Raw genomic sequence first — 26,680 nt, 5'->3', positions numbered from 1 at the left:
CAAGTCATTGATAGACCTGGTTATCTGGTTCGCCTGGTCATGCGTCCACGTCCGCTTCGGGGACGCCGGGTGTCCCATTTCCGGACATCTCCAGGCCGTGGCGGGCCAGCTTCTGGTACAAAAGCTGGCGCCGGATACCCAGCCGCTCCGCCGCCAGGGTCCGGTTGCCGCCGGCTTCCTCCATGGCGCGGCGGATCATCGCAATCTCCAGCCGCTCCACCGCCTCGGGAAGCGTGCCGGCCAGCCAGTCGGTGCCCTGGATCATGCCCCGCATCATGCCCTTGGCCGGCGCATCGCGGACCTCGGCCGGGGCGCTATTCAGGAACGCCAGGTCGGCGGCCGTGATCACCGGCCGCCGCACCAGCGTCGCCACGCGCTGCATGGCATTCAGCAACTCGCGCACATTGCCTGGCCAGGCATGCGCGAGCAGCGCGGCGGCGGCATCCGGGGACAGGCGTCGGGGCGGCCCGTCGGCGGCGACCAGCGCTAGGAAGTGCTCCGCCAACGGAACGATGTCGGCGAGCCGGTCGCGCAGCGGCGGCAGGGATATCGGCACGACCCCCAGCCGGTAATAGAGGTCTTCCCGGAACGCGCCATCCCGCACCGCCAGAAGCAGGTCGCGGTGGGTCGCGGCGATCACCCGGACATCCACCGGGACGGGTCTTCCGCCGACCGGCGTCACCACGCGTTCCTGCAGCGCCCGCAGCAGCTTGGCCTGCATCGGCAGGCTCATGTCGCCGATCTCGTCCAGGAACAGCGTGCCTCCCTCGGCCTCGCGGAACGCACCCGGACGGTCGCCGACGGCACCGGTGAAGGCGCCGCGGACATGGCCGAACAGCAGGCTCTCCAGCAGGTCGGCCGGGATCGCCGCACAGTTGACGGCCACGAACGGGCCCCTGGCGCGCCGCCCGTGCCGGTGAATGGCGCGGGCCACCACCTCCTTTCCGGTGCCGGTCTCCCCCAGGATCAGCACGGTCGCGACACTGTCGGCCAGCAGGCCGATCGCCTTCTGCACGTCCCGCATCCCGGCGCTCATGCCGATCATGTCGCCCTCGCGCGCCGCCATGGCGGGGGACGCCTCCGACGCCGGCTCGTCATCCGGCAGCATCCGCTCCAGCAGGGCGCGCAAGCCTTCCCGGCCGATCGGCTTGGCCAGGTGGTCGGCGGCACCGAGCCGCATCGCCTCGATGGTGTTCTCGCTGGTCGGCACGGCGGTGAGGACGGCCACCGGCGGGGCATCGGGGCGGCCGCGGATGCGGCGCAGCACCTCCAGCCCGTCCAGGCCGGGCATGCGCAGATCCAGCAGCACCGCGTCGGCGTGGTGACGCTCCAGCCAGGCCAGCGCGGCCGGTCCGTCCTGGGCCTGCGCGGCGTCGTGTCCAAGATCCGCCAATGTCGTGGCGATGGCGCGCCGCAGCGCCGCATCGTCGTCGATGATCAAGATCGTGGCCATGGCGTTTCATCCGGCATTTCATTCCGCGTTGCGTCCGGCGTCCCCCGCGCCGCGGCCGGCACACGCCTCCGCTCCATGACCGGGGCGGAGGTCCCGGGCCGCGACGCGGCCGGCAGTTCCGCGACCGGCAGTTCCGCGGCGGGCAGTTCCGCGGCGGGCAATTGCGCGGCCGGCAGTTCCCCGGCCGGCAGTTCCAGGGCGAAGGCCGCGCCCTTGCCGGTCTGGCCGCCACCGGCGCGGCGCAGCAGCAGGTGCCCGCCATGCGCGTCGGCGAGCTGCCGGGCGATGGCGAGGCCGAGGCCGGTGCCTTCGGGACGGCTGGTGACGAACGGCTCGAACAGCCGTCCCGCGAGGCCGGGGGCGAGGCCGCCGCCGCTGTCCTCCACCACCAGGGTGATGCCGCCTCCATTGCGTTCCACCGCGACGGTGACCTCTCCGCCTTCCGGCGCGTGACGCACCGCGTTGACCAGCAGGTTATCCAGCACGCGTCCGATCATGACCGGATCGAGACGTGCCTGGCCGGCGGCGCCGGTCACGCGCAGCGACACCGCCCGGTCATCCGCGACCGCCTGGTGGCGCGCGATGCAGTCGGCCAGGAAGGCGCGCAGGTCAACCAGGACCGGCGCCGGCGTGACCCGCTGGGTCATGGCCAGCAACTCGGCGACCAGCGTATCCAGCCGATCGAGTTGGGCCAGCATGTCGCGGATCGCGTCCTTGCGGCGGGCGTCATCGCCGGCCAGGCCGTTTTCCCCCTGCAGCCGCGCCGCGGCGATCGGATTGCGGATTTCGTGGGCGACGCCGGCGGCGACGCGGCCCAGCCCCGCCATGCGCTCGGCCTGCGCCGCCCGCCGGGTCATGGTTTCGGCCTGCCGCCGGGCGGCCGCCAGGCGCGTGCCGGCATCGTTCAGCGCGCTGACGATCCGGTCCAGCTCCCGCTCCCCGGTCAGCGCCACGCCGGGCATGCCGTCGGGCCCGGCCTGGGCCAGCGATGTCTCGATCCCGCGGATATGCCGGCCCCAGACCATCAGCGTGCGGCCCAGGGCCACGGTCATCGCCAGAAACAGCGTCAGCAGGAGGCCGAGGCCCCAGAGCAGGGGCTGGAAGCCGGGTGCCTCCCGCACCCGGGTCATCGTCCAGGCGGTCAGGTCGGGCAGCGGGCCGGACAGCGGGCAGGCGAACAGCAGCACCGTCTGCGAGCCGGCGGTGACCGTACGGCTTGCCGGCTGGTCGTCATCGGCGGCCTGCTGGTTGAGGGCGGCGATCGCCTCGCGCTGCGACTCGGGCAGGGCAGCCTGGTGGCCAGGCCCGGGATAGGTGGGATAGGCATAGGCGAGGAAGCCGTCCTGCGCGCTCCAGATGCCGCCCTCGACGTCGCGCTGGTTCCGCAGCGCCAGGCCGACCACGGCGGCGAGGTTGCGGCGGAAGACCGGGTCCGCCGGATCGGGCGCCGGACCGGACCACTCGCTGGCATAGAAGCTGAAGCGGTTGCGGATCAGGTCGCACGCCCGGGCGATGACGGCCTCGCCGCGTCCGATCCGAGCCTGGGCCGATTGCTGGTATAGCTGGGCGACCAGCAGCATGCCCACGCCGCCGCCGGCGAGGCAGAGCAACCAGAGTGCGAACAGGCGGGTTCGAAGCGAGTGCATGGTGGCCTGCGGGATGATCCGAACCTATCCCATGGCCCTGAAGCGCCGGAAACCCCGGGGAGCGTCGGGAACCCGGCGCCGTATGCCAGCGTCTGTTACAGATGGTATCATAACGGCATGGTGACATCATGCCGCCGGACTCGCGCCAGAGCTGGCTTGACAATACCGGACAGCGACAGTGCCACGCCAGCCTGGCCTCGCCGATAACGGCCGACCTGCTCCTCATCACCTGGTACGCGTATTCATGGTGGGTGCCGTCAGCGTCGTGGGTGCCGTCAGCGTCGCGATCGGCAGGTGCTCCCCTACCTGACGGTGGAGGACAACCTGAAAGTGCCGCAAGGCGCCCTGAAAGTGCAAGGCGCCCAAAGTGCAAGACGCCCCTGGCCGTTCATCATGGAACGCGTCCATGACCGGTTCCCCGGCTGATGGAGCGGCGGATGAAGCACTGATCCAGTCGCCGGCCGGCGCGTCGGCGGAGAAACGGGCGTTGCCGGCGCAGGGCGGGTGGCTGGAGCGGGTGAAGGGAATCGAACCCTCGTATGCAGCTTGGGAAGCTGCCGTTCTACCATTGAACTACACCCGCGCTGGCGCCCTTCTATCCAGTTCGAACGGTGGATGCAAACCCTGGTGAGGGGTGCGGTCCTGTCCCGCTGCGGCCGGCAACGGCGGGAGCGGGAGACATCACGCAGCGGCGCCGGCCGGCGTGCGTGCGTTATGGTGTGCGATAGAAACGGAAATCCGTGCGAAGAATTGCCGAACGCAAAGCCGTGCGTGAACGGGCCGGAAAACGCGCGCCGACGGTCTTCCGCCGCGCCGTCTCGCATATTAGGAATGCGGGACGAAAACGATAACACACGGAGGAAACCATGCGGCGTCGGGACTTTCTGGCCGCCGGCACGGCCGCGGCGGCGCTCGGCCGTCCCGCCATCGCGGCCACTGACAGCAACAAGCTGATGCGATACGTGCCGACGGCGGACCTGTCGGTGCTCGACCCGTCCTGGACCACGACCCAGGTCTCGATCACGCATGGCTATTACGTTTTCGACACGCTGTTCGGCATCGACGGCACGCAGACGCCGCGCCCGCAAATGGCCGAAGGCGCCTCCGTGTCCGACGACGGCCGTGTCTGGACGATCCCGTTGCGGAACGGCCTGACATTCCATGACGGCGAAAAGGTGCTGGCCCGCGACGCTGCCGCCAGCCTGCGCCGCTGGGCCGCGCGCGACGTCTATGGCCAGACGCTGGGCGCGGTGGTGGAGGCGTTCGGCTACCAGGACGACAAGACCATTCGCATCAAGCTGAAACGGCCGTTTCCGCTGATCCTGGATACGCTCGCCAAGCCCAACGGCATGCTGCCGGTGGTGATGCCGGAGCGCCTGGCCAACCACGACCTGGCGAAGCCCAACACCGAAATGATCGGCTCCGGCCCGTATCGTTTCATCAAGGACGCGTTCGTGCCGGGCAGCAGCGCCGCCTATGAGCGGTTCGACGGCTATGTACCGCGGCAGGAAAAGCCGGACTGGGGATCGGGTGGCAAGGTGGCGCATATCCAGCGCGTGGAATGGAAGGTCATTCCCGACGCCTCGACGGCTGCGAACGCCCTGATGAAGGGGGAGATCGACTGGTGGGAGCAGGTGCAGCCGGACCTGCTGCCGATGCTGCGGAAAAACCCTGATCTGGTGGTGGAGAATTTCAACACCGTCGGCTTCTTCGGCACCATGCGGTTCAACCATCTGAACCCGCCGTTCAACAATCCCGCGATCCGGCGCGCGGTCCGCCTGGGCATGAACCAGGAGGATTACATGAGCGCGGTGACCGGCGGGGATTCCACGATCTTCAGTTCCTGCAAGGCACTGTTCCCGTGCGGCACGCGGTATGGCGAGGAACTCGGCAAGGCCGGCATGACCGGCGATGTCGAGGCGGCAAGGCGCGCGCTGGATGCCGCCGGCTACAAGGGTGAGAAGGTGGTGATCCTGAACCCCGCCGACGTGCCGACGATCGCGCCGTTCGGACATGTGACGTACGAATATCTGCGCCAGATCGGCATGAACGTCGATCTGCAGAGCATGGACTGGAATACGCTGGCGCAGCGGCGGACCAAGCCCGATCCGGTGGAGAAGGGCGGCTGGTCCATCTTCCACAACTGGTGGCTGGGCACGTCCTTCATCAACCCGGCGATCAGCCCGGTCCTGCGCGGCCTCGGTGCCAAGGGCTGGGCAGGCTGGTTCACCGACGAAAAGATCGAGCAGCTGACCGACCAATGGACGACGGTCGCCACCGACCAGGAGCGTGACGCGGTGGTCCACGCCATGCACCTCCATGCGCTGGAGATGGTGCCGACCGTGGTCCTGGGGCGGTTCTACATCCTCACGGCGCACCGCAAGGGGCTGACCGGCATTCTGGAGGCGACGTCGCCGTTCCCGTGGAACGTGCGATGGGCGTGAAGTGCGCAGCGCCTATTTGGCGGCCGGATCCGGCGCACCCTGCCGCCGTTCGCCGGCCGCAACGCTTTTGGTCCTGGCCCAATCCCAGACGTCATCGCTGAACACCGCCGCGACGAAACATGCGAAGAATATCGCGTACGCGTTCGGGCTGACCTCACCCTTCGCCAGCACCGCGGCGCCGCCCTTTGCCGCCAGGAACACCAGGACGGCGGCGCCGATGCCGCGAACCAGCGCCGGCAGAATGAACCCAACGCCCGGAAGCTGGTTGCCGGGCGTGCCCTTGAACTCCCGGATGAAACTGGTCGCTAGCGCGCCGAAGAAGCCAAATCCCAGCAACCCGACGATCAAGGCCAGCTCCGGGCTCTCCGTTTTCAGCAGCCAGGAGGAGGCGAGACCGAACAGCCCCAGCGTCTCGGCGGGCCCGGACCGAGCGGGTAGGTAGTCACGAACCACCGGCATGATGCTGGTGCAGGCGCGGCCATAATTGCTGAGATCCGTCTTCCGCAGCTGATCCACCACCTGGACCGCGGATGTCGACGGGACATGGATGAATTCCAGCAGCACGCTGCGCACGGTTCGCAGCTGCCGCAGACCGTCCCGCAACGCTTCCGTACAGCGATCGATATTGGCGCGATAATCGGCCATCCACAGGCCGTAGGAGTCCAGCAGCACCGTTTCATGGCGCTTCGTCGCGACCTCGCCGCGATGGCCCTGGTTGCTGACCAGGAAAAAGGAAATCGCCGTCGGGATAAAGCCCTTGGCTTCCCCGGCGAAGGATTCCATGCGCTGGCGCAGCACCATGGCCGATTGGTCCCATGTATCAAGCTGGGACCCCCACAGCGCGTTCAACCCGTTGATCCCGCGATCCGGCGCCCCGGCCGATTGGTCGGACGGCCCCAGATCAGCCGGCAAGGTCTGCCGCTCGGTTACCAACGCCAGGATATTCCGATCGTCTAACGCCTCAACGCGCTCGGCCATCTTGGTGCTCAGGTCGGTCTGCATCGGGCCCAGTTCGGGAACCGTGTCGTTGAACACGGGGATCGCCAGGATCGCCGTGATCGCCAGGTACAGCGCACCCAGGAAAGAGGCGCTCAGCACGAGATACCCGCCCAACATGCCGCTCATTGACAGGCGGAATGCCGATTCCGCCTGGGCGCGGCGGTAAAACACCAGGGCGGTGATGCCGATCCCGAACACCAGGACCGCCAGGGCCAGGTCCGGCGGCACGCGCATCGCCGTCACCGGCTGCGTAACGGCACCGCTCCAGACGACGCCGATCATCGGCAGGATGGCGGAGGCGCACGCCCCGGGGCCGTTGGAACATGTGGACAGGACGGACGGCAGCACCACCGTCATTTGCTGTGGCGTCTTGACCAGGACGGCCTGGGCCAGATCCAGAAGCCAATCCCACAGGAAGATGAACGGCGCCGGCACGATGGCCACGGTCCAGATCACGCATAGCAGAACCGAAATGGTACCCAGGCGGGATCGGAACGTTCCGCCGATGCGCCAAATCAGCCGCAACGGCCACAGCAACAGCCGAAATCCAACCAGAAGAAGGATAAGGCCGCCCACAACGGTGCCGGCCAGCAGGATCGGATAAAGCAGGTCGGCGGTGTCTTGGCTCATGGCAGGCGGTTCCGGCAGCCCAGGATCTGTCTGCAGGTTCCCGCAAATGATTCGGGCGATCAAGGCGTTCGCGGCGAACGCCGCCCGGCGTCACCGCCCATCGGCACTCGATTGGCACCGCCTGCTGGCGCCGGCCATCCGCTGCAGTCGACGATTGACGAACCGCCGCTATCGGCTTATCAGGCTGGCCGCCGGGGCGTCCGGCCCTCGTGATTTGTCCGGCCGGATTGCGGCGAGGTGAAACAAACGCGCTAAAGAGGCCAGTGCCGGTCCCATCCGGGACCCAGTGCTGCTCCACGGTCGGGTCATTGCGTGCAAGGACCCAGACAGATGACCCTCGATCCCACAAAGCTCCGTCCCGCCTCCCGCCTGATCCATGGCGGCGTGCAGCGCACGCCGTATGGCGAAACCGCCGAGGCGCTGTTCCTGACCTCGGGCTATGTCTACGACGACGCGGAGCAGGCCGAGGCGACGTTCACCGGCGCCGTCGAGCACTATCAATATTCCCGCTTCGGCAACCCCACCATCACGTCGCTGGAGCAGCGGCTGTGCCTGCTGGAAGGTGCCGAGGCCTGCCGCACCACCGCCACCGGCATGGCGGCGGTCAATGCGGCGCTGCTGTCGCATCTGAAGGCGGGAGACCGCGTGGTGGCGTCGCGCGCGCTGTTCGGCTCCTGCCACTGGATCGTATCGACGCTGCTGCCGAGGTTCGGCATCGAGTCCGTGTTCGTCGATGGCGCCGACCTGGCGCAGTGGGAAGCGGCACTGGCGAAGCCGACCCAGCTCGTGCTGCTGGAAACGCCGTCCAACCCGATGCTGGAACTGGTGGACGTGCCGGCGGTGTCGGCGCTGGCGCACCGGGCGGGCGCGATCGTCGTGGTGGACAACGTGTTCGCCACGCCCCTGCTGCAGCAGCCGCTGAAGCTGGGTGCCGATGTCGTCGTGTATTCCTGTACGAAGCATATGGACGGACAGGGCAGGGTGCTGGGCGGCGCCGTGCTGGGCAGCGCCAAGTGGATCAATGAGGTGCTGACGCCGTTCACACGCAACACCGGTCCCACATTGTCGGCATTCAATGCCTGGGTGCTGCTGAAGGGGATCGAGACGCTGGCGCTGCGTGTCGATGCCGCCAGCCGTTCGGCCGCCATGCTTGCGGATTTCCTGGCGACCCAGCGCGGCGTCCGCCGTGTCTGGTATCCGACACGTACGGACCATCCGCAGCACGCACTGGCCAAGGCGCAGATGAGCGGTGGTGGCACGATGGTGGTGTTCGAGGTGGAGGGCGGCAAGGACGGCGCCTTCCAGGTGATGAACGGATTCTCGCTCATTGCCTTGTCGAACAATCTGGGGGATTCGAAGTCGATGGCGACGCATCCGGCGACGACGACGCATATGCGCATCGGTGAGGCCGAGCGCGCGCGCCTGGGCATTACCGACGGCGTGATCCGCGTATCGATCGGGTTGGAGGATGTCGAGGATCTGAAGGATGATTTCCGGCATGGCCTGGCGCGGCTGTCCAATATTGTTAGGTAATAAAAATGAAACCGAGCGGTGTGGGTGGCGGCGTGCCGGCGTTCGCCGCCAGCCACGCCGCACCCCTTCGCTACCGCCGGGATCGACCGGGTACGCAACGAAAGGGAGCATCCATACCGGCTGCCGCGTCGATGGCATCATCACTACGGCTGTACGGAACGATATACAATACGGACAGGGAAACCACGCCATGGCGGCGCGAATGGCCTGTGCCGGCACGCCGCCAGCCGTCCGTGCCAGGCACGCGCCGATGGGCGGCCCGATGACGCCGCCCGCGTTCTCGTCTGCGATGGCGGCCCCCGCTCGCTGGACAAGCGCGCCTGATTCGGTCTTCATCCCTGGTTACGGCGCGACAGAAGGATGATGTGCCATGTCGACTGAAGATCGCAGGTCCGGGAAAGCCGGTCGCGGATCGGTGCCGCCGAGCGAAACGCAGCAGGAGACGCGTGGGGGACGATCCTCACGCGGCGATTATTCGCGCACCACGCGGGATGTTTGTGTCTCCGTGCGGTCCTTCTATCTGGCGGACCAGTCGCAACCGGATGAGAACCATTTCGTCTGGGCCTATCGCGTGAAGATCGAAAACCAGGGCGGGGAGCCGGTGCAGCTTCTGCGCCGCACCTGGCAGATCACGGATGCACGTGGCCGCACGCAGCACGTGCACGGGCCGGGTGTCGTCGGGGAGCAGCCGCTGCTCGAACCTGGGGAAAGCTTCGAATATACCTCTGGCACGCCGCTCGACACGCCGTCCGGCTTCATGGTCGGGGCGTATCACATGATCGTTCCCTCGTCGGGAGAGAACTTCGACGTGGCGATCCCCGCCTTCAGCCTGGACAGCCCGCATCAGAGCGGCCGGGTGCATTGATGGTTCGTCGGGTTGCGGCGCCGCGGACAGCCCCCATATCGGCGCGGCGGTCTTTCCGCGACCTGACCACTGAATAAGAGGAATTCTCGCGGTGAATATCGTTACGCCTGCCAGCTCCAAGGGGCAGGCCTCCAAGGAGGACATGCTGGCGACGGCTGGCCAGCCGACGCGGGAGCAGGCCGAGGAAGCCATTCGCATTCTGCTGCGCTGGGCCGGCGACGATCCCGAACGCGAAGGGCTGCGCGACACGCCGTCACGCGTCGCCAGGGCCTACAAGGAGTTCTTTGTCGGCTACGATACCGATCCGGTCGCGCTGCTGGCCCGCACCTTTGAAGAAACCGACGGCTATGACGAGATCGTCCTGCTGCGCGATATCCGTCTGGAGAGCACGTGTGAGCACCACATGGCGCCGATCATCGGCCGGGTGCATGTCGCCTACCTGCCGCATCGCCGCGTGGTCGGCATCAGCAAGCTGGCGCGCGTCGTCGATGCCTATGCCAAGCGCCTGCAGATCCAGGAGAAATTGACGGCGCAGATCGCCAATACGATCCAGGACGTGCTGGAGCCGCGGGGTGTCGCCGTGGTGATCGAGGCCGCGCATCAGTGCATGACGACCCGCGGCGTGCATAAGCCGGGCGTAACGATGGTGACATCGCGCATGCTGGGCGCCTTCCGCGATGACCAGGCGACCCGGCGGGAATTGCTGGCGATGATCAACCGCAAGGGTGGCGCGGGCTACACCGAATAGCCCGCGCGGCCTCGCGCTTCCGCCGGCCCCTCCGGGGCGCCGATTGGACAGCCGCCGCCTCCTGGTGTGCAATGGCGTCCTTGCCAGACATCCAGGAGGAAACCATGGCCCAGCAACCGAAATCCGCCGCGGCCTCGTCCGCGACCCGTGACCGCGTGCGCAACACCGTGCCAAAGCTGATTGATCTGACCGAGAAGGTGTTGTTCGGCGACGTATGGGAGCGGCCGGAGCTGTCGAAGCGCGACCGCAGCCTGATCGTCTGCGCGGTGCTCACCGCGACCTACCGGCCGGAGCAGCTGAAAGGTCATCTGCAACGGGCGCTGGACAACGGTCTGACCAAGACGGAACTGGCCGAGATGATCACCCACGTCGCCTTCTATGCCGGCTGGCCGGCGGCGATGACGGCGTCGAATGTCGCCCGTGACGTCTTCGACGCGAACGCCTGAACGGAGGCCGCGTGATGAAGGCGGGGTTTATCGGCCTGGGCACCATGGGCGCCAGCATGGCCGCCAATCTGCAAAAGGGGATTCAGAAGGACGGCCACACCGTGGTCGTCCATGACGTGCGGCGGGAAGCCGCGTCGCGGCATCTGAAGGATGGTGCCGTCTGGGCCGACAGCCCGGCGGCGATTGCGGAAAGTTGCGACGTGATCTTCAGCTCCCTGCCGGGCCCGGCGGAGTTCGACGCGATCACCTATGGGGAGAAGGGGCTGCTGTCGACGATCCGTCCCGGCGTGGCGTTCTTCGACCTGACGACGAACTCGCCGTCGACGGTGCGCAAGGCGCATGGCGATTTCCAGAAGAAGGGTGCCTACCTGTTCGACGCGCCGGTCAGCGGCGGGCCGCGCGGCGCCGCCACCGGCAAGCTGGCGATCTGGTGCGGCGGGGATGCCGACGTGTTCGAGAAGTGGAAGCCCGTGCTGGACACGATCGGCGACCAGGCCCGCTATATCGGCCCGATCGGCGCCGGGTCCGTCGCCAAGCTGGTGCACAACTGCTACGGCTACATTGCCACCGCCGCCGCCGCCGAGGTGTTCAGCATGGGCGTGAAGGCCGGCATCGAGCCGTTGGCGATCTGGGAAGCGGTGCGCCAGGGCGCCATCGGCCGCCGCGGCGCCTTCGATTCGCTGACCGACCAGTTCCTGCCGAACAAGTATGAACCGCCCGCCTTCGCCCTGCGCCTGGCGCACAAGGATGTTTCGCTGGCCACCCAGCTCGGCCGCGAGCTGAACGTGCCGATGCGGCTGGCCAACCTGGCGCTGGCCGACCTGTCGGAAGGGTTGAACCGCGGCTGGGGCAATCGCGACTCGCGCGCGATCATGCTGCTGCAAACGGAACGCGCCGGCGTCGAGGTCAAGGTCGATCCGCAGCGACTGACCGAGGCGCTGGAGAACAAGGCGAAACACGGCTAGAGGCGCGACCGCCTGAAGCCGGCGGTGAGAAGGCGTGAATCGCGCTTGTGAATCAAAGAGTTGATAAAGCATGGACAGGGTCGGCCTGGCCCTGTCGTGCTTTCGCGGGGACGGTCGGTTGCATTTAGGGTGGGGCGTCAAATATCTCATGCGACATGATGCCCCACCTTCTGACATGCCGGTCTGATGTCCGGCAGTAATCTGTTCGGCGAGATTCGCCGCTTCGCCCGCACCTCGGGGGCTGTTGGGGGGATTGCCGCCCGCGTCGCCGGGTCCCGCGTCTTCGGCATCAAGACCGACCGATCGGCCCATGCCGAGGATCTCAAGGTGCTGCTGGGCGGCCTGAAGGGGCCGCTGATGAAGGTGGCGCAGTTCCTGTCCACCGTGCCTGATGCGCTGCCGGCGGAATACGCGGCGGAGCTGTCGCAATTGCAGGCCAATGCCCCGCCGATGGGCTGGAATTTCGTCCGCCGGCGCATGAACAGTGAGCTGGGGCCGGATTGGCAGTCGCGTTTTGCCAGTTTCGATCACGAGGCCGCGGCGGCTGCGAGCCTGGGGCAGGTGCACCGGGCCACCCTGCACGATGGCACGCAGGTCGCCTGCAAATTGCAGTATCCCGATATGCCCAGCACGGTCGAAGCGGATCTGAAGCAGTTGAAGCTGGCGATGGCCGTGTACCATCGCGTGGACAACGCCATCAAGCAGGATGAGATCTACAAGGAACTGCGCGAGCGGCTGCGCGAGGAGCTGGACTACGAGCGCGAGGCCGCGCAGATGCGGCTGTACGGGCTGATGTTGAAGGATAGCCCGAACGTGCATGTGCCGGTACCGGTGCCGGAGTTGTCGACCAAGCGGCTGCTGACCATGAGCTGGCTGGACGGCAGGGCGCTGATGACTCGTCTGGCCGAGGACCCGCCGCTGGAGGAACGCAACCGCATCGCCGAGGCGCTGTTTGCGGCGTGGTACGTGCCGTTCTACCGGTACGGCGTCATCCATGGTGATCCGCATCTGGGCAACTATCAGGTGCGGCCGGATGGTTCCCTGAACCTGCTGGATTATGGTGCCATCCGCGTGTTCCCTGCGAAATTCGTCAGCGGCGTCATCCTGCTGTATGAGGCGGTGCGGGACAACGACGACGACAAGGCGCACCACGCCTACGAGGTGTGGGGTTTCCAGGACCTCACCCGAGAGAAGATGGACGTTCTGAACATGTGGGCCCGGTTTCTCTACGAGCCGCTGATCCAGGACCGTGTGCGCCGCATTCAGGAAACCAATGATCCGCAATATGGACGGGATGTCGCCGAGCGGGTCCATGCCGGGTTGCAGCGGACGGGCGGGGTCAGGCCGCCGCGAGAATTTCTGCTGATGGACCGGTCCGCGATCGGCCTGGGCGGCGTGTTCCTGCGGCTGGGAGCGGAGCTGAACTGGTACCAGATGTTCCACCGGCTGGTAGCCGACTTCAACGAGCAGGCCCTGGCGGACCGTCAGGCGGCCGCCCTGGCCGAGGCCGGCGTGCCGGCGGCGGGGTAGCGGCGGATCAGGCGGGGTCGCGCCGCCCTGTCCCTTCTTCCCCGTCCGGATTGATCGCCTCAAGGGCCGGGTTGTCCGCTTCGAGCGACGCCTCGTCGCGCAATGTTTCGGCTTCCTCGGCCTCTCGCCGCAGGCGGTGGAAGCTGCGGACGCTGAACGGCAGCATGGCGACGTAGATCAGCCCGCCGGCCGCCAGTGCCAGCCACGGGTCGGCGATCAGCACGGCAATATAGGCGCCGGCGCCGAGGAAGAGCGGCAGCAGGTATTGCGACGGTATCTTGAAGTTCTTGAAGCTCCAGATCGGCAGCGTCGAGACCAGCAGTAATGCGGTCCCGATCAGCACCAAGGCGTTCGTCACCGGAAACTGGGTGACCGCCAGCAGCCAGTCCAGGCTTTCCTGCCTTGCCCATAGCCCGAGGAACAGCGGAAACAGCACCAGCCCGGCGCCGGCGGGGGCCGGGACGCCGGTGAAGAAGCTGTAGGCATAGGCCGGCTTCGGCGCACCATCCAATGCGGCGTTGAAGCGGGCCAGCCGCAGGGCCATGCACACCGCGAACATCAGGCACGGCACGTAGCCGTAGGCTCCGGCCTTATGCAGCGACCACAAGTACAGCACGAAGGACGGCGCCACCCCGAAGCAGACGAAATCCGACAGGCTGTCGAACTCGGCGCCGAACCGCGACGTGCCCTTCAGCAGCCGCGCGAGCCGCCCGTCCAGCCCGTCCAGCGCCGCCGCCACCGCGATCGCCACCGCCGCCGCGCCAAACCGCTCCTCCAGCCCGAAGCGCATGGAGGTCAGGCCGGCGCACAGGCCCAGCATGGTCATCAGGTTGGGGATGATGCTGTTGAACGACGGGCCGCTGTAGCGCGGGCGCAGGCGCTTGCGCGGCCGATAGCGCCGCAGCCGGCGCATCGGGGAGATTGGCGGGCGGTCGCTCAGTGTGCCATCTCCGCGATGACGGTCTCGGCGCCGACCATGGTCTGGCCGACCTCGACCAGCGGGCGGACGCCCGGCGGCAGATACAGGTCGGTGCGGCTGCCGAAGCGGATGATGCCGAAGCGCTGGCCGGTCAGCACCGGGTCACCCTCGCGCACGTCGCACAGGATGCGGCGGGCGACGAGGCCGGCGATCTGCACCACTGCGATCTCCCGCCCGTTGGCCAGGCGGATCGCCAGCGCGTTGCGCTCATTCAGCTCGCTGGCCTTGTCCAGGCTGGCGCTGACGAAGGCGCCGCGGTGGTAGGCGATGCGTGTGACCACGCCGCTGATCGGCACCCGGTTCACGTGCACGTTGAGGACCGACAGGAAGATCGAGACCTTCCAGCGCTGCTCCGGCCCCAACCCCAGTTCGGGCGGCGGCGGTGCCAGGATGGTGGCCACCACGCGGCCGTCCGCCGGTGCCACCAGCACGCCGGGGCGGGCGGGCGTCACCCGTTCGGGGTCGCGGAAGAAATACAGGCAGAACAGGGTGAACAGCAGGCCCAGCCAGATCAGCCAGTGGGCCAGCACGATGCCGACCACGATGACGGCCAGGCCACCCAGGATGAAGGGCCGGCCCGCCGGGTGCGGCGGCGCGAGCACGCCACGGACGTCGTCGATCATAGACATGGTTCGGCGGCTTATGGCCTTTCGCCTGACGGACGGCAACCGGCTCGCGGTGCGGGCGCGCGTGCGATCAGATCGCCGCTTCCGTGAAGATCGGACGCACGTCACCGCCCCAGGCGCCATGGTAGCGGGTCAGCCAGGCCTCGGCCTGGGTCGGGCCGCCGGCGGCGATCGCCCGCAGCGGCTCCAGCAGGACCGCTTCATCCTGACCCTGCGCGTTCCGGCAATTCCGCGCGCGCAGTCCGTCCGCGGCGATGGCAACGACGTCGGATGCGATGTCCCGCAGTGTGTGGCCGCGCCAGGGGGCGGCCAGGCCCAGGCGGGGCACCGCCGCGCGAGCCTCGGTCGCATCCTGCCACCCGGCGCCGGCCAGCAATGCCTCGGCGGCCGCCAGCGCGGCGTCATCGTACAGGAGCCCGACCCATAGGGCGGACAGCGCCACCATCATCTCCGGCGAGCCGGCGTCGGCGCCGCGCATCTCCAGGAAACGCTTGAGGCGCACATCCGTGAACACGGTCGTCACATGGTCGGCAAAATCGCCCAGCGTCGGCGTCATGGCGGCCAGTTCGGGAATCCGTCCGGCCATGAAATCCAGGAACGACCTGCCCGCCACGTCGATGTACCGGCCGTCGCGGTAGACGAAATACATCGGGATCCGCTCGATCACCCAGGCGGCGTAGCGTTCGAACCCGAAGCCGTCCTCGAACATCACCGCCGGAATGCCGGAGCGCTGGTTGTCGGTGTCCGTCCAGACATGCGCGCGGTAGGACAGGAAGCCGTTCGGCTTGCCTTCGGTGAACGGGGAATTGGCGAACAGCGCCGTCGCCAGCGGCTGCAGCAGCAGGGAGACGCGCAGCTTTCGCCGCATATCCGCTTCGGACGCGTAGTCCAGGTTGACCTGCACCGTGCAGGTGCGGGTCATCATGTCCAGCCCCATGGAGCCGACGAGCTGCATGTAGCGTCGCATGATCGCGTAGCGTCCCTTCGGCATCCAGGGCATCGCCGCCCGTGTCGCCGTCGGATGGAAACCCAGCGGTGCGAAGCCCATGCGCAGCGGCTCCGACACCGCGCGCACCGCCGCGAAGTGATCCTCCAGTTCCGTCTTCGTCGCGTGCAGGTCGATCAGCGGCGCCCCCGACAGCTCCAGTTGCCCGGCCGGCTCCAGCGAGATCGCGGCGCCGTTCTGCTTCAGGCCGATGATGTTGCCCGAGTCCAGGATCGGCTCGCCGCCGCCGCCGGAGCCCCGTTGTGTCACCAGCGCCCGCAGCATGTCGCGAATGCTGCCCGGCTGGCCGTCGGCCGGGGCATAGGGCGGGGTCGCGAAGTCATCCAGCCGGAAGCCGAACTTCTCGTGCTCCGTGCCGATACGGTACGCCGAACGCGGCTTGCAGCCGGCGGCGAGATATTCGGCCATTTGGCGGACCGACTCGAGCGGGGTCTCGTCGGTGTCTCCGGGATTCGACATAGAATTCTCAAGACGTTCCGGTTGCCACCGCCGCGGGGGCGGTGAAGCGGACGGGCCGGGTGCCCGCACGCATGACTGTTGAGGAAAGCGTACTAGCCACAGCTTGGCCGCTGCAACAAGGCCAGGCCGACTATGGCGGCGGTTTCCGCCCGCAGGATACGGGGTCCCAGCGACACCGGCACGACCGCCTCCAGCCGTGACAGCAGCGCCCGGTCTCGCGGCCCGAAGCCGCCCTCCGGACCGATCAGCAGAGCCGCGTGCCGCGGCGCGGCGGGGAGTGGCGTGGCGGCCGCGTCGCGTTCCAGGCCCGCGAACAGCGGACGGCCCGGCGGCCAGTCCGCCAGCACGTCAGCCAGCGGCCGCAGCGGGGCGATCCGAGGCACGGTCAGGCGCTCACATTGTTCCGCCGCCTCGATGGCGACGGCGTTCAGGCGATCGGCGTTCACCCGCCCGGCATTGGTCCGCTCCGTCGACACCGGCAGCAATGCCGATACCCCCAGCTCGGTCGCCTTTTCCACCACGAGGTCCGTGGTGTCCCGCTTCAGCGGCGCGAACAACAGCCACAGATCGGGCTCCGGGGCCTGCGGCCGCACCTGCCGCTCCGGCACCAGGGTCAGCCGGCCGCGGCCCCGCGGGACGATACGCGCCTCCCATTCGCCGTCCGCCCCGTTGAAAAGCCGGACCGGATCGCCCGCCGAACGGCGCATGACCGTGCCCAGATAATGCGCCTGCGCGGTGGACGCCTCGACCGCCGCGCCTTCGGACAAAGGCGTCGGCACGAACAAGCGGATGTGAGTCACCGAATGGTCCGGTGGCGCAAAAGGATGGTTGACGGCAGCATGAAACGGCGAACAAACCTTTCCGTATGAATAGCCACACCGACATCGTCGCAACCGGCTGGGTCGCCCGGCTGCCGCGATCCTGGCTCCCCTATCTTTTGCTGGCCCGAGCCGACCGTCCGATCGGGACCTGGCTTCTGTTCCTTCCCGGTATGTGGGGCATTCTCCTCGCTCGGCCACCGCTTTCAGATGGAATTCGTCTGTTGCTGCTGTTCGGCATCGGCAGCCTGGCGATGCGCGCGGCGGGTTGCGTGGTGAACGATCTGTGGGACCGCGATATCGACCGCAAGGTCGCGCGGACCGCCGGCCGGCCGCTGGCATCCGGTGCGCTGCGGCCGATCCAGGCGCTGCTCTTCCTGGCGGTGCTGTTGCTGGTCGGACTGGCGGTGTTGGTCCAGCTGAACCCGCCGGCGCAGCGGATGGGCATCGGCTCCCTGCTGCTGGTGTTCCTGTACCCCTTGGCGAAGCGCTTCACCTGGTGGCCGCAGCTGGTCATGGGCTTCACCTTCGGCTTCGGCGCGCCGCTGGGATACACCGCCGCCACCGGCGTGATCGACGGCGCCTGGGTGGCGATCTATCTGGCGGCGATCCTGTGGGACCTGGGGTTCGACACGATCTACGCCCATCAGGACCGGGAGGATGACGCGCTGGTCGGCGTCCGCTCCACCGCCCGCCTGTTCGGTGAGCGCACGCGCCCGTTCCTGGCCGTCTGCTACGCCGGGACCATCGCGATGCTGGTGACCGCCGGCATCCTGGCCGGACTGCGGCCCTGGTTCTACGCGGCGCTGATTGTGCCGGCGGCCCTGCTGGCGCGGCAGGTGATCACGCTGAACATCCACGATCCGGCCCGTTGCCTGCGGCTGTTCCGTGCCAATCGGGAGGTAGGGATCGCCATCGGACTGGCGATCCTGGTCGGTGCGCTCTGATCCGCATGCCCTGAAGGACGCCGAGGCGTTCATCCGGGCGAACACGGTCCCGGGTCGCGCCGTCCAGGTGCCGGAGGTGCGGCTGCTTCTGGCGACGGAGCTGACGCCGCTGTGGCAGGCTACGGAGACATGGCTGGCCGAGAACGGCGTGGCACCGCCGTTCTGGGCTTTCGCCTGGCCCGGCGGGCAGGCGCTGGCTCGGCACATCCTGGATCATCCCGACAAGGTCGCCGGCCGCCGGGTGCTGGATTTTGCCGCCGGGTGCGGCATCGCCGCCATCGCCTGTGCGCTGGCCGGCGCGCCGTCGGTGGAGACGGCCGAGGTCGATCCGCTGGCCGTCGCCGCCGTGCGGCTGAACGCGGCCCTGAACCGGGTTTCCGTCACCTCATCCGGCGACGTGGTCGGCGATGCCTGCCGCTGGGACCTGATCCTATGCGGCGATGTCTGCTACGAGGCGCCGATGACCGGCCACATCATGCCCTGGCTGCGCCGCATGGCGCGCCAGGCCGAGGTGTGGGTGGCCGACCCCGGCCGCGCCTACCTGCCGACAGCCGGCATGCGCGGCTTCGCCGAATACCGCATCGAAACGACGCTGGAACTGGAGGACCGCACCAGCCGGGCCGTGGTGCTGTACCGGCTGGAGGCGGCGTAGACTCCGGATAAAGCATGACAGGGGTCGGGTCGGGTTGATCCTGTCATGCTTCATCAGCTCTTTGATTCGAAAGCGCGATTCACGCCTTCCCATTGCCGGCTTCAGGCGATCGCGCTCTATCGCCGCTTCCGCAACACGATCGTCGTCCAGGCACCTTGCGGCACCAGGCGTTCCAGCACCAGCCCCTGGCGGCGATGCGCGGCCAGGACCCAGCGGACCTGCGTGGTCAGCAATCCGGCCAGGATGGCGGTGCCGCCGGGCGCGAGGTTGGCCGCCAGATCCTTCGCCATCCGGCACAGCGGGCGTGCCAGGATATTGGCGAACACCAGGTCGAACGGGCCGCGTACGGCGGGATCGCGCCAGCCATTCGCCAGCTTCGGCCGCACCAGCCGGCCGACGCCGTTCGCCGCCGCATTCTCCCGCGTGACCCGCACCGACCAGGGCTCGATATCCGTCGCCATCACGGGCCGGTGCAGCAGCGCCGCCGCCGCCATCGCCAGGATGCCGGACCCCGTGCCCAGGTCCAGGATGCGGCGCGGCCGGCGCTTCGCCACAGCCTCGAAGGCCAGGAGGCAGCCGCTGGTGGAGCCGTGCTCGCCGGAGCCGAAGGCGACCCCGGCGTTCAGGGTCAGGGTGAGGCGGCCGGGCATGCGCGGCGCCTCGGCCAGATGGGTGCCGCGCACGGCGAAGCGACGGCCGATGCGATGTTCGGGAAACGAGTCATAGGTGCGGGCGAGCCAGCCATCCGCCTCGGTCGGTGTGTGCGTCAGGGCGGCGTCCAACCCGGCGGCGGCGTTCGCCAGCGCCAATGCGGCGTCCAGCTCCGCCTGCCTGGCGCCGACCGGTTTCACGCCTTCCAGGCGCCACAGGCCGGTCTCCTCGTCCAGGAAGAAGCCGACGGTGTCGCAGACGGCCAGGAGAGCGGCCTCGAAGGCCTCCACGGCATCCTCGGGCACGGTGACGGCGACGGTTTCCAGGGGGGCGATGTGGCGGGCCATTTGTATCTGGTCGAAAGGGGTGGAAGTGGCCTGTCCGGCGCAGGTCCGGCCGGCGCTGTCAAGGGCCGGCACTGTCAAGGATTGGCGCTGGGGCCGGCGCTGGGGGCCGGCGCTGGATGGCATTACCTGGCCAGCGTCTTGCGCAGGAAGAATTTGCTGTGGCCCGGCGGGTAGTCGTCCAGCTGTCCGAACACGCGGTAACCGCGCTTTTCGTAAAAGCCGCGCGCCTGGAAGCTATGGGTGTCCAGCGTGGCCGCGGTGGCACCCCGCTCGACCGCCATCGCCTCGGCGGCATCCATCAGGCGCGATCCCTGGCCTTGGCCGCGCACTGCCGCGGACACGAACAGCAGGCTGATTTGCAGCCACCCGCCCCAGACATGGCCGATCAGCCCGCCCAGGATCTCGCCGCGTGCGTTCTTCAGCATGAAGTTGACCGCATGGCTCTCGCTGACGCCGGTGCGGGCGAAGTTATGCGCCAAAACCGCGTTCAGGACGTGGCGCGACAGGGCCTCGGCCGGCGGGGGATCGAAAACCAGTTCAATGCCTTCCACGGCTTTCCTCCGAAATTCCCGGCTGCCCGGTTCGCCCGAGGTCCGCGTCCGGGGCGCGGGTGACATCAGCAAGTTGCTGACCTGCCACGGGTTTTCGGGTTGACAGGTCCGCCGCCCCGACTATAACGCACCTCACCGGCCGCCGGGGCGCCCACGCGTTCCAGCGGCCCGCTGCGTTATAGAACCACGAAAGTCGTATCCATGTTCGCTGTCATCCGCACCGGCGGAAAGCAGTACCGCGTTGCCCCCAACGCCGTGCTGAAAGTCGAGAAACTGGACGCCGAGGCCGGCGGCACCGTCACCTTCAACGACGTGCTGGCCGTGGGCGTCAACGGCAACCTGACCATTGGCGCGCCCACCGTGGCCGATGCCTCGGTCACCGCCACCGTCATCGCCCAGGACCGGCTGGACAAGGTCATCATCTTCAAGAAGCGGCGCCGGCAGAACAGCCGCCGCAAGAACGGCCATCGCCAGCATGTCACCGTCCTGCGTGTCGGCGGGATCACGCTGGGCGGCGAAACCTTCACCGGCCACACCAACGCCGATGAAGTGCCGCCGGCCGCGCTGGACGCTGCCGAATCCGCCGCCGTGGTGGTGGGTGAGAGCCCGGCCGCCGTCGAAACCGCTGAGCATCAGGGGTAATCCGCAATGGCACATAAGAAGGCAGGTGGTTCGTCCCGCAACGGGCGCGATACCGAGGGCCGGCGCCTTGGCATCAAGAAGTTCGGTGGCGAGAAGGTCATCGCCGGCAACATCCTGATCCGGCAGCGCGGCACCAAGTGGTATCCCGGCAGCAATGTCGGCCTGGGCCGTGATCACACCATCTTCGCGCTGGTGGACGGCACGGTGAAGTTCGCCCGCAAGGCCGAGGGCAAGGTGCACGTGTCCGTGGAGCCGTTGCCGGCGGCTGCTGAATAACGCCGACTCCTCATCTGTGTGGGACGGGGGTCGGCTTGTGCCGGCCCCCGTTTCGTTTTGGTGCATCCCCATGAAGTTCCTCGACCAGGCCAAGATCTACCTGCGCTCCGGCGATGGCGGCGACGGCGTCACCGCGTTCCGGCGGGAGAAATACATCGAGTTCGGCGGCCCGGACGGCGGGGATGGCGGCAAGGGCGGCGACATCGTCTTCCAGGCCGAGGCGAACCTGAACACGCTGATCGACTTCCGCTACACGCAGCATTTCCGCGCGAAGAAGGGCGGTAACGGGGCGGGATCGGACAAGACCGGCGCCGGTTCCCCCGCGCTGGTGATCAAGGTGCCGCTGGGCACCCAGGTGCTGGATGACGATCAGGAGACGCTGCTGGCCGACCTCGACCAGCCCGGCAAGCGCGTCACCCTGCTGCGCGGCGGCGATGGCGGCTTCGGCAACGCGCATTTCAAGTCCTCCACCAACCGTGCGCCCCGGAAATCCACCAGGGGCTGGCCGGGTGAGGAACGCTGGGTCTGGCTGCGGCTGAAGCTGATCGCCGATGCCGGGCTGGTGGGCCTGCCCAACGCCGGCAAGTCCACCTTCCTGTCCGTCGTATCGGCGGCGAAGCCCAGGATCGCCGATTACCCGTTCACCACGCTGCACCCGCAGCTGGGTGTCGTCCGCCTGTCCGCATCGGAAGAGTTCGTGCTGGCCGACATCCCCGGCCTGATCGAGGGCGCGCACGAAGGCGCCGGTCTGGGCGACCGTTTCCTGGGCCATGTCGAGCGCTGCGCCGTGCTGCTGCACCTGATCGACGGCGCCGCCGGCGATGTGGTGAAGGCCTGGCGCACCATCCGCGACGAGCTGGATTCCTATGGCCACGGCCTGGCGGAGAAGCCCGAGATCATCGGCCTCAACAAGTCCGACGCCATGACGCCGCGCGAGGCGTCCGCGCGCGTGGCCGCCCTGCGCAAGGCCAGCGGCCGGCCGGTCCACCTGTTGTCCGGGGCCACCCGGCAGGGCGTGCCGGAGGTGCTGCGAGCACTGCAGACCGCGATCAACACCGCGCGGCAGGAGCACGCGGCGTGACGTCCTCGCGCGCGGTTCCCTCGTTGACCACGGCGCAACGCGTCGTCATCAAGATCGGCAGCGCGCTGGTGGTCGACGACAAGACCGCCGCCCCGCGCACCGGCTGGCTGGCCAGCGTGGCCGCCGATATTCAGCGCCTGCGCGGCCGCGGCACCGAGGTGATCGTGGTGTCCTCGGGCGCCATCGCGCTGGCGCGGCGGTCCCTGAAGCTCACGCACAAGAAGCTGAAACTGGAAGAAAAGCAGGCCGCCGCCGCGGTCGGGCAGATCCGCCTGGCGCAGGCCTGGGCGGAAACCCTGTCGGCGCGCGGCATGACCGCCGCGCAATTGCTGCTGACCCTGGACGACACCGAGGATCGCCGCCGCTATCTGAACGCGCGGGAGACGCTGACCACGCTGCTGGGCCTGGGCTGCATCCCGGTTATCAATGAGAACGACACCGTCGCCACCAGCGAGATCCGCTTTGGCGACAATGACCGCCTGGCCGCCCGGGTTGCCGAGATGGTGCGCGCCGATCAACTGATCCTGCTGTCCGACATCGACGGGCTGTATACCGCCGATCCCCGCCGCGATCCGGACGCGCGGCACATCCCGGTGGTGGGCTGCCTGACGCCGGACATCGAGGCGATGGGCGGCGAGCCGCCGCCCGGCTACTCCTCGGGCGGCATGCGTACCAAGCTGGTCGCGGCGCGGATCGCCACCCAGGCCGGCTGCGCCATGGCGATTGCCATCGGCAAGGTGGAGCAGCCCCTGCTTGTTCTGGAGCAAGGGGCCCGGTGCACCTGGTTCCTGCCGTCGCCGGAGGGCCGCAGCCGCCGCAAGCAATGGATCGCCGGCTCCCTGTCGCCCCAGGGCACACTCACGGTGGACGCGGGTGCCGCGCGAGCCCTGGCGAACGGATCATCCCTGCTGCCGGTGGGCGTCCGCGCGGTGGAAGGGCAGTTCACCCGCGGCGACGCGGTGACGATCCTGGGCCCCGGCGGCGCGGTCCTTGGCCGCGGCCTCTCCGCCTATGCCAGCGCCGACGCCGAGCGCATCGTCGGGCGGCGGTCGGCGGAGATCGAGGCCATCCTGGGCTGGCGTGGCCGGGATGAGATGATCCATCGCGACGATCTCGTGCTGGTGTAGAGCCGCAAGCGGGGGCGGGCGCGCCGGCCGCTATCCTTTCACGCCGCCCATCGTCAGCCCGGCCGCCATGTGCCGGCGGACGGCGTAATAGATGACCACCGGCGGGATGGCATAGATGATCGCCGTCGCCATCATGTAGTTCCAGGGTGCCTCATCGCTGTTCATGAACTGCGCCAGCGCGACCGATACGGTCATGCTGTCCTTCGAGGACAGCAGCAGGAACTGGTACAGATACTCGTTCCATGCCAGCAACAGCGCGTAGGTGCCGACAGCCACGAGGGCGGGTGCCATCAGCGGCAGGTAGATGCGGAAATAGACCTGCAACGGTGAGGCGCCGTCGATGCGTGCGGACTCGTCCAGCTCCAGCGGGATGGACTTGCCGTATTGCTGGAAGATGAAGATGGCATACGGCGTGGCGAATGTGACCATTGCGGCGATGACGGACCATGGATTATTCGCCAGTCCGTACATCTGCATGATGCGGTAGAACGGGATCGCCAGGAACGAGGCCGGAATGACATAGGTCAGCAGCGCCGCGTTCGTCAGCAGCCAGCCATAGCGGAGCCGCATGCGGCCGACGGTAAAGCTGGCCAGCGTCCCGATGAGCAGGACCAGGAACATCGTCATCAGCCCGATGAAGAAGCTGTTGCCGAATTGCTGCCAGAAATGTTCCAGATACCAGAAGCCCTGTGTCCAGACGACATAGAAGCTGTGGAAGGACGGGTCTCGCGGGTAGATGTCGCCGCTGAACACCGCGCTGTGCTCACTGAGCGCGATCAGCACCATGTTGTAGACCGGCATCAGCGACCAGACCGCCAGTACGATGCCCAGCAGGATGCAGGCGATTTCCGAGATCACTCCGCGCAGCCGGTAATGCTTGCGGCGTGTCACGGCGGCAAGGCTCGCGCTCATAGCTGCACCTCCGCTCGGCGGAGCCGGCGCATCAGGATGAAAACGATCGGCAGCAGTACCGGCAGCGCCGACATCACTGCCGCCACGCCCAGCCTGGGCTCGCCCATGGTGAAGGCATGGCGGATGCCCAGTGTCGCCAGCACCTCGGTCGACATGGCCGGACCGCCGCCGGTGACGAAGAACACCGCGTTGAACTCGCCCAGCGACCAGATCGTCGACAGCAGGGTGGACACCAGATACAGGTTCGCGATCAGCGGGATCGTCACATGCTGGAAACGGCGCAGGCCGGTGGCGCCGTCCACCGAAGCCGCCTCATAGAGTTCTTGTGGGATCGCCATCCGGCCGGCGAGGAAGATCACCGTCCAGAACGGCATGTTCTTCCAGATATAGGCGCCGATATTGGATGTCATGCCCAGCGTCCGATCGTTCAGCCAGATCGGACCGTCGATCCCGAATACGTCGTACAGCAGGCTGTTGAGAAAGCCCCAGTTGCCGTTCAGCATCCAGTGGATCGACGTGAAGGCCGGCAGCGACGGGATGGCCCAGGGCAGGATGTAGATCATCATCAGCGCCTTCACCCACCAGCGCTTGCGCATGAAGAAGCCGGACAGCAGGAAGGCCAGCAGCATCTTCAGATTCACGCCGATGCCAACATAAAGCAGCGTATTGGTGACGGTGCTGAGGTAGATGGGATCGTTGAACAGGTCGCGATACAGACGAGGCTGGCTGCCGAGCCACAGGCCATAGATGATCGGGTAGATCACGAAAGCCAGGAATATTGCGACATAGGGCAGAATGAAGGCCAGCGCCCAGATGAACTCCGAGCCTTGCAGCCCGGCGCGCCAGGCGTGACGGGAGACGCGGGATGGTGCAACCGCCCGCCCGATGGCCAGTTGCGTGGTGCTCATGCGCGTGCCCCTAGCCGAAGGTGAACTTGGTGAATATCTCCTCGGCGCGCTTGAACGCCTTGTCCACCGCCTGTTCCGGTGTCATACCGTTCTTGATCACATCCGCTTCCGCCCGGCCCCACAATTGTTCCGCGTTCACCTGGCCCCAGGCGGGGTTATAGGCGTTGAACACGGGAATCATCGGTCCCAGCGCGATCTTGATATAGGGCGCCCGGTGCGGATCTGCGGGGTCGAGCCAGAACGGATCGGATTTGATCAGGGATGGTATCGATGGGAACCATCGGCCGAGGCCGGCCTTGAGGTTTTCGTTCATCACGGCGGGCTGCATGAAGAATTTCATGAAGTCCTTGGCGACGTCGACATTCTTTCCGCCCTTGGGGATGTAGCCGCCGCCCGCGCCGGTCTGTCCGGCCATCGGCTTGCCGTCATTGCCTTTCGGCAGGCCCATCGTCACCGATTCCTCGAAATACGCCTTCTTGTTGTCGATCATCGCCAGCTCAGTGGAAATGGTGCCGTCGAAATCCATGATGAACAGTTTCTGGTGGAACCCGTTGTTGTTGTCGGAATCGTTCCAGCTCAGCACGTCTTCCGGCACATAGCCGTCCTTGTAGCAGCGGGTCAGGTAATCGACCGACTTGATGAAGGCCTCGCGCACCTTGGGATCATCGGTGTGCAGCTTGCCGTCCGGGGTGACGACGTCCTGGCCGCCATTGGCGATCACGAAGTGGTAGAACAGGTTGTTGCCGTCGTTCGGCCCGACCGTGGTCAATGAGGATCCGTGCGCGAACATGCGCCGCATGCCCTGGGCGCGCAGCTTCTTCTGCATCGGCTTGAAGAAGTCCCAGAACGCATCCCAAGTGTCCGGCGCGTCCTTCAGGTCGTATCCGGCCTTGACGACAAGGTCGCCCCAGATGTGGAACGGCGTCGCCGCCTGCTTGATCGGACACAGGTAGTAGCTGCGTTGCTTGGTGGTACCGTTGTTGAATGTCGCGCTGAGCTTCGCGGTCTCGCTCAGCTTGTCGGCCTGGGTTTCCACCACGTCGGTGACGTCCACCAGCTTATTGTTCCAGGCCGCCTGCGGCAGGATCGTCGTCGGCGCGTCCTGGAAGAACAGGTCTGGCACGTCGCCGCTGGTCAGTGCCGAAACGATCTTCTGGCCCAGCGGCCCGAACGGGATGATGCTGTAGTCGATCTTGTTGCCGCTGGCGGCCTCGTAATCCGCGACCGTCTTCTTCAGCGCGGCATCTTCCTGCCGGACGAAGCCTTGTCCGACCCACAGCGTTGCGGTCTTCGCCTGCGCGTTCGCGATATAGGGGCGCGCCAGGGTGCTTGTCGCCGCCAGACTGACGGAGCCACGAATCAGCCCGCGACGGCTCATGGTGGTCATGGCCGTGTACCTTCCCTGTAAAGCCCGGCGCATTTTTGCGTCCGGATAAATG

Annotated in this window: 25 protein-coding genes, 1 tRNA gene, 1 pseudogene and 1 riboswitch; of the genes and pseudogenes, 14 read left to right on the top strand and 13 right to left on the bottom strand. The window is 67.4% G+C overall.

The window, feature by feature from the left end; genetic code table 11:
* Positions 1-37: 37 nt before the first annotated feature.
* Positions 38-1,453, bottom strand: a complete 1,416-nt coding sequence (locus VHC04_RS18575; RefSeq protein ID WP_325684035.1) for a sigma-54-dependent transcriptional regulator — start codon at positions 1,451-1,453, stop codon at positions 38-40.
* Positions 1,438-3,099: a sensor histidine kinase gene (locus VHC04_RS18570; protein WP_325684033.1), complete on the bottom strand. Its 1,662-nt coding sequence runs from the start codon at positions 3,097-3,099 to the stop codon at positions 1,438-1,440. The genes VHC04_RS18575 and VHC04_RS18570 overlap by 16 nt, the downstream gene beginning before the upstream one ends.
* Before the next feature lie 294 nt (positions 3,100-3,393).
* Between VHC04_RS18570 and VHC04_RS18565 the strand changes: the two genes are divergently transcribed.
* Positions 3,394-3,525, top strand: coding sequence for a hypothetical protein (locus VHC04_RS18565; protein ID WP_325684031.1), 132 nt, complete (start codon positions 3,394-3,396; stop codon positions 3,523-3,525).
* Between the two features lie 83 nt (positions 3,526-3,608).
* Here the strand turns inward: VHC04_RS18565 and VHC04_RS18560 are convergent.
* Positions 3,609-3,682: transfer RNA gene (locus VHC04_RS18560), tRNA-Gly, on the bottom strand.
* A 283-nt stretch (positions 3,683-3,965) separates the two neighbouring features.
* Between VHC04_RS18560 and VHC04_RS18555 the strand changes: the two genes are divergently transcribed.
* A complete protein-coding gene (locus VHC04_RS18555) occupies positions 3,966-5,543 on the top strand; it encodes an ABC transporter substrate-binding protein (protein WP_325684029.1) in 1,578 nt (525 codons plus the stop codon).
* A gap of 12 nt (positions 5,544-5,555) precedes the next feature.
* On the opposite strand, the gene VHC04_RS18550 is transcribed toward VHC04_RS18555, so the two are convergent.
* Complete coding sequence (locus VHC04_RS18550; RefSeq protein ID WP_325684027.1) at positions 5,556-7,172, bottom strand: hypothetical protein; 1,617 nt, start codon at positions 7,170-7,172, stop codon at positions 5,556-5,558.
* Positions 7,173-7,368: 196 nt separating this feature from the next.
* Positions 7,369-7,448, top strand: a riboswitch (SAM riboswitch).
* A 54-nt stretch (positions 7,449-7,502) separates the two neighbouring features.
* Between VHC04_RS18550 and metZ the strand changes: the two genes are divergently transcribed.
* The 6 genes from metZ to VHC04_RS18520 all read left to right on the top strand — a co-directional run bounded on the left by metZ (position 7,503) and on the right by VHC04_RS18520 (position 13,259).
* Positions 7,503-8,705, top strand: a complete 1,203-nt coding sequence (metZ, locus tag VHC04_RS18545; protein WP_325684025.1) for an O-succinylhomoserine sulfhydrylase — start codon at positions 7,503-7,505, stop codon at positions 8,703-8,705.
* 370 nt (positions 8,706-9,075) lie between these two features.
* Complete coding sequence (gene apaG, locus VHC04_RS18540) at positions 9,076-9,570, top strand: Co2+/Mg2+ efflux protein ApaG (RefSeq protein ID WP_413789125.1); 495 nt, start codon at positions 9,076-9,078, stop codon at positions 9,568-9,570.
* Positions 9,571-9,712: 142 nt separating this feature from the next.
* Positions 9,713-10,318: a GTP cyclohydrolase I FolE gene (gene folE / locus VHC04_RS18535; protein ID WP_325684093.1), complete on the top strand. Its 606-nt coding sequence runs from the start codon at positions 9,713-9,715 to the stop codon at positions 10,316-10,318.
* A 104-nt stretch (positions 10,319-10,422) separates the two neighbouring features.
* Complete coding sequence (locus VHC04_RS18530) at positions 10,423-10,764, top strand: carboxymuconolactone decarboxylase family protein (protein WP_325684023.1); 342 nt, start codon at positions 10,423-10,425, stop codon at positions 10,762-10,764.
* 14 nt (positions 10,765-10,778) lie between these two features.
* A complete protein-coding gene (locus VHC04_RS18525) occupies positions 10,779-11,729 on the top strand; it encodes an NAD(P)-dependent oxidoreductase (protein ID WP_325684021.1) in 951 nt (316 codons plus the stop codon).
* 186 nt (positions 11,730-11,915) lie between these two features.
* Entirely contained in the window at positions 11,916-13,259 is a 1,344-nt protein-coding gene (locus VHC04_RS18520; RefSeq protein WP_325684019.1) for an ABC1 kinase family protein, read from the top strand.
* A gap of 7 nt (positions 13,260-13,266) precedes the next feature.
* On the opposite strand, the gene VHC04_RS18515 is transcribed toward VHC04_RS18520, so the two are convergent.
* From VHC04_RS18515 to VHC04_RS18500, 4 genes are all read right to left on the bottom strand, one after another.
* A complete protein-coding gene (locus tag VHC04_RS18515; protein ID WP_325684017.1) occupies positions 13,267-14,172 on the bottom strand; it encodes a CDP-alcohol phosphatidyltransferase family protein in 906 nt (301 codons plus the stop codon).
* Positions 14,173-14,195: 23 nt separating this feature from the next.
* Entirely contained in the window at positions 14,196-14,867 is a 672-nt protein-coding gene (locus VHC04_RS18510) for a phosphatidylserine decarboxylase (RefSeq protein WP_325684015.1), read from the bottom strand.
* A 67-nt stretch (positions 14,868-14,934) separates the two neighbouring features.
* A complete protein-coding gene (locus VHC04_RS18505; protein ID WP_325684013.1) occupies positions 14,935-16,329 on the bottom strand; it encodes a glutamate--cysteine ligase in 1,395 nt (464 codons plus the stop codon).
* Between the two features lie 92 nt (positions 16,330-16,421).
* Positions 16,422-17,129, bottom strand: a complete 708-nt coding sequence (locus VHC04_RS18500) for a 16S rRNA (uracil(1498)-N(3))-methyltransferase (protein ID WP_325684011.1) — start codon at positions 17,127-17,129, stop codon at positions 16,422-16,424.
* A 65-nt stretch (positions 17,130-17,194) separates the two neighbouring features.
* Between VHC04_RS18500 and ubiA the strand changes: the two genes are divergently transcribed.
* Together ubiA and VHC04_RS18490 are read left to right on the top strand one after the other, a co-directional pair.
* The gene (gene ubiA / locus VHC04_RS18495) at positions 17,195-18,094 is read left to right on the top strand and encodes a 4-hydroxybenzoate octaprenyltransferase (RefSeq protein ID WP_325684009.1); all 900 of its coding nucleotides are present in this window, start codon (positions 17,195-17,197) and stop codon (positions 18,092-18,094) included.
* A gap of 10 nt (positions 18,095-18,104) precedes the next feature.
* Positions 18,105-18,746 (top strand): class I SAM-dependent methyltransferase, encoded by a 642-nt coding sequence (locus VHC04_RS18490; RefSeq protein ID WP_325684091.1) that lies wholly within the window; start codon positions 18,105-18,107, stop codon positions 18,744-18,746.
* A 116-nt stretch (positions 18,747-18,862) separates the two neighbouring features.
* On the opposite strand, the gene VHC04_RS18485 is transcribed toward VHC04_RS18490, so the two are convergent.
* Together VHC04_RS18485 and VHC04_RS18480 are read right to left on the bottom strand one after the other, a co-directional pair.
* On the bottom strand, positions 18,863-19,744 hold the full coding sequence (locus VHC04_RS18485; RefSeq protein ID WP_325684007.1) for a 50S ribosomal protein L11 methyltransferase: 882 nt from the start codon (positions 19,742-19,744) through the stop codon (positions 18,863-18,865).
* A gap of 122 nt (positions 19,745-19,866) precedes the next feature.
* On the bottom strand, positions 19,867-20,295 hold the full coding sequence (locus VHC04_RS18480; protein ID WP_325684005.1) for a GNAT family N-acetyltransferase: 429 nt from the start codon (positions 20,293-20,295) through the stop codon (positions 19,867-19,869).
* A gap of 201 nt (positions 20,296-20,496) precedes the next feature.
* Here VHC04_RS18480 and rplU point away from each other — a divergent pair.
* The 4 genes and pseudogenes from rplU to proB all read left to right on the top strand — a co-directional run.
* Positions 20,497-20,799: pseudogene (gene rplU / locus VHC04_RS18475) on the top strand (50S ribosomal protein L21); the annotation flags it as partial.
* A gap of 144 nt (positions 20,800-20,943) precedes the next feature.
* Entirely contained in the window at positions 20,944-21,213 is a 270-nt protein-coding gene (gene rpmA, locus VHC04_RS18470; RefSeq protein WP_325684003.1) for a 50S ribosomal protein L27, read from the top strand.
* 70 nt (positions 21,214-21,283) lie between these two features.
* Positions 21,284-22,294: a GTPase ObgE gene (gene obgE, locus VHC04_RS18465; protein ID WP_325684001.1), complete on the top strand. Its 1,011-nt coding sequence runs from the start codon at positions 21,284-21,286 to the stop codon at positions 22,292-22,294.
* Entirely contained in the window at positions 22,291-23,421 is a 1,131-nt protein-coding gene (proB, locus tag VHC04_RS18460; protein WP_325683999.1) for a glutamate 5-kinase, read from the top strand. Before obgE ends, proB begins: the two co-directional genes overlap by 4 nt.
* 30 nt (positions 23,422-23,451) lie before the next feature.
* Here the strand turns inward: proB and VHC04_RS18455 are convergent, their stop codons facing one another.
* From VHC04_RS18455 to VHC04_RS18445, 3 genes are read right to left on the bottom strand one after another with little or no spacing between them, the layout of a single operon-like run.
* Complete coding sequence (locus tag VHC04_RS18455) at positions 23,452-24,333, bottom strand: carbohydrate ABC transporter permease (RefSeq protein ID WP_325683997.1); 882 nt, start codon at positions 24,331-24,333, stop codon at positions 23,452-23,454.
* Entirely contained in the window at positions 24,330-25,241 is a 912-nt protein-coding gene (locus VHC04_RS18450) for a carbohydrate ABC transporter permease (RefSeq protein ID WP_325683995.1), read from the bottom strand. The genes VHC04_RS18455 and VHC04_RS18450 overlap by 4 nt, the downstream gene beginning before the upstream one ends.
* 10 nt (positions 25,242-25,251) lie before the next feature.
* Positions 25,252-26,628, bottom strand: a complete 1,377-nt coding sequence (locus tag VHC04_RS18445; RefSeq protein ID WP_325683993.1) for an ABC transporter substrate-binding protein — start codon at positions 26,626-26,628, stop codon at positions 25,252-25,254.
* Positions 26,629-26,680: the final 52 nt, after the last annotated feature.

Origin of the sequence: Rhodopila sp. (assembly GCF_035548095.1) — a bacterium.
In the GTDB taxonomy this organism is placed as follows: domain Bacteria; phylum Pseudomonadota; class Alphaproteobacteria; order Acetobacterales; family Acetobacteraceae; genus Rhodopila.
The sequence above is the reverse complement of the archived record's forward strand: the minus strand, read 5'-3'. Positions and strand labels throughout refer to the sequence as shown.

Bases quoted from the DNA above. Each gene is read 5' to 3' on its own strand.
- ubiA (WP_325684009.1), top strand. From the start codon at position 17,195: ATGAATAGCCACACCGACATCGTCGCAACCGGCTGGGTCGCCCGGCTG.
- VHC04_RS18530 (WP_325684023.1), top strand. From the start codon at position 10,423: ATGGCCCAGCAACCGAAATCCGCCGCGGCCTCGTCCGCGACCCGTGAC.
- VHC04_RS18505 (WP_325684013.1), bottom strand. From the start codon at position 16,329: ATGTCGAATCCCGGAGACACCGACGAGACCCCGCTCGAGTCGGTCCGC.
- VHC04_RS18525 (WP_325684021.1), top strand. From the start codon at position 10,779: ATGAAGGCGGGGTTTATCGGCCTGGGCACCATGGGCGCCAGCATGGCC.
- VHC04_RS18515 (WP_325684017.1), bottom strand. From the start codon at position 14,172: ATGCGCCGGCTGCGGCGCTATCGGCCGCGCAAGCGCCTGCGCCCGCGC.
- VHC04_RS18550 (WP_325684027.1), bottom strand. From the start codon at position 7,172: ATGAGCCAAGACACCGCCGACCTGCTTTATCCGATCCTGCTGGCCGGC.
- VHC04_RS18575 (WP_325684035.1), bottom strand. From the start codon at position 1,453: ATGGCCACGATCTTGATCATCGACGACGATGCGGCGCTGCGGCGCGCC.
- VHC04_RS18455 (WP_325683997.1), bottom strand. From the start codon at position 24,333: ATGAGCGCGAGCCTTGCCGCCGTGACACGCCGCAAGCATTACCGGCTG.
- VHC04_RS18520 (WP_325684019.1), top strand. From the start codon at position 11,916: ATGTCCGGCAGTAATCTGTTCGGCGAGATTCGCCGCTTCGCCCGCACC.
- VHC04_RS18445 (WP_325683993.1), bottom strand. From the start codon at position 26,628: ATGACCACCATGAGCCGTCGCGGGCTGATTCGTGGCTCCGTCAGTCTG.
- VHC04_RS18510 (WP_325684015.1), bottom strand. From the start codon at position 14,867: ATGTCTATGATCGACGACGTCCGTGGCGTGCTCGCGCCGCCGCACCCG.
- folE (WP_325684093.1), top strand. From the start codon at position 9,713: ATGCTGGCGACGGCTGGCCAGCCGACGCGGGAGCAGGCCGAGGAAGCC.
- VHC04_RS18450 (WP_325683995.1), bottom strand. From the start codon at position 25,241: ATGAGCACCACGCAACTGGCCATCGGGCGGGCGGTTGCACCATCCCGC.
- VHC04_RS18485 (WP_325684007.1), bottom strand. From the start codon at position 19,744: ATGGCCCGCCACATCGCCCCCCTGGAAACCGTCGCCGTCACCGTGCCC.
- rpmA (WP_325684003.1), top strand. From the start codon at position 20,944: ATGGCACATAAGAAGGCAGGTGGTTCGTCCCGCAACGGGCGCGATACC.
- obgE (WP_325684001.1), top strand. From the start codon at position 21,284: ATGAAGTTCCTCGACCAGGCCAAGATCTACCTGCGCTCCGGCGATGGC.
- VHC04_RS18570 (WP_325684033.1), bottom strand. From the start codon at position 3,099: ATGCACTCGCTTCGAACCCGCCTGTTCGCACTCTGGTTGCTCTGCCTC.
- apaG (WP_413789125.1), top strand. From the start codon at position 9,076: ATGTCGACTGAAGATCGCAGGTCCGGGAAAGCCGGTCGCGGATCGGTG.
- metZ (WP_325684025.1), top strand. From the start codon at position 7,503: ATGACCCTCGATCCCACAAAGCTCCGTCCCGCCTCCCGCCTGATCCAT.
- VHC04_RS18555 (WP_325684029.1), top strand. From the start codon at position 3,966: ATGCGGCGTCGGGACTTTCTGGCCGCCGGCACGGCCGCGGCGGCGCTC.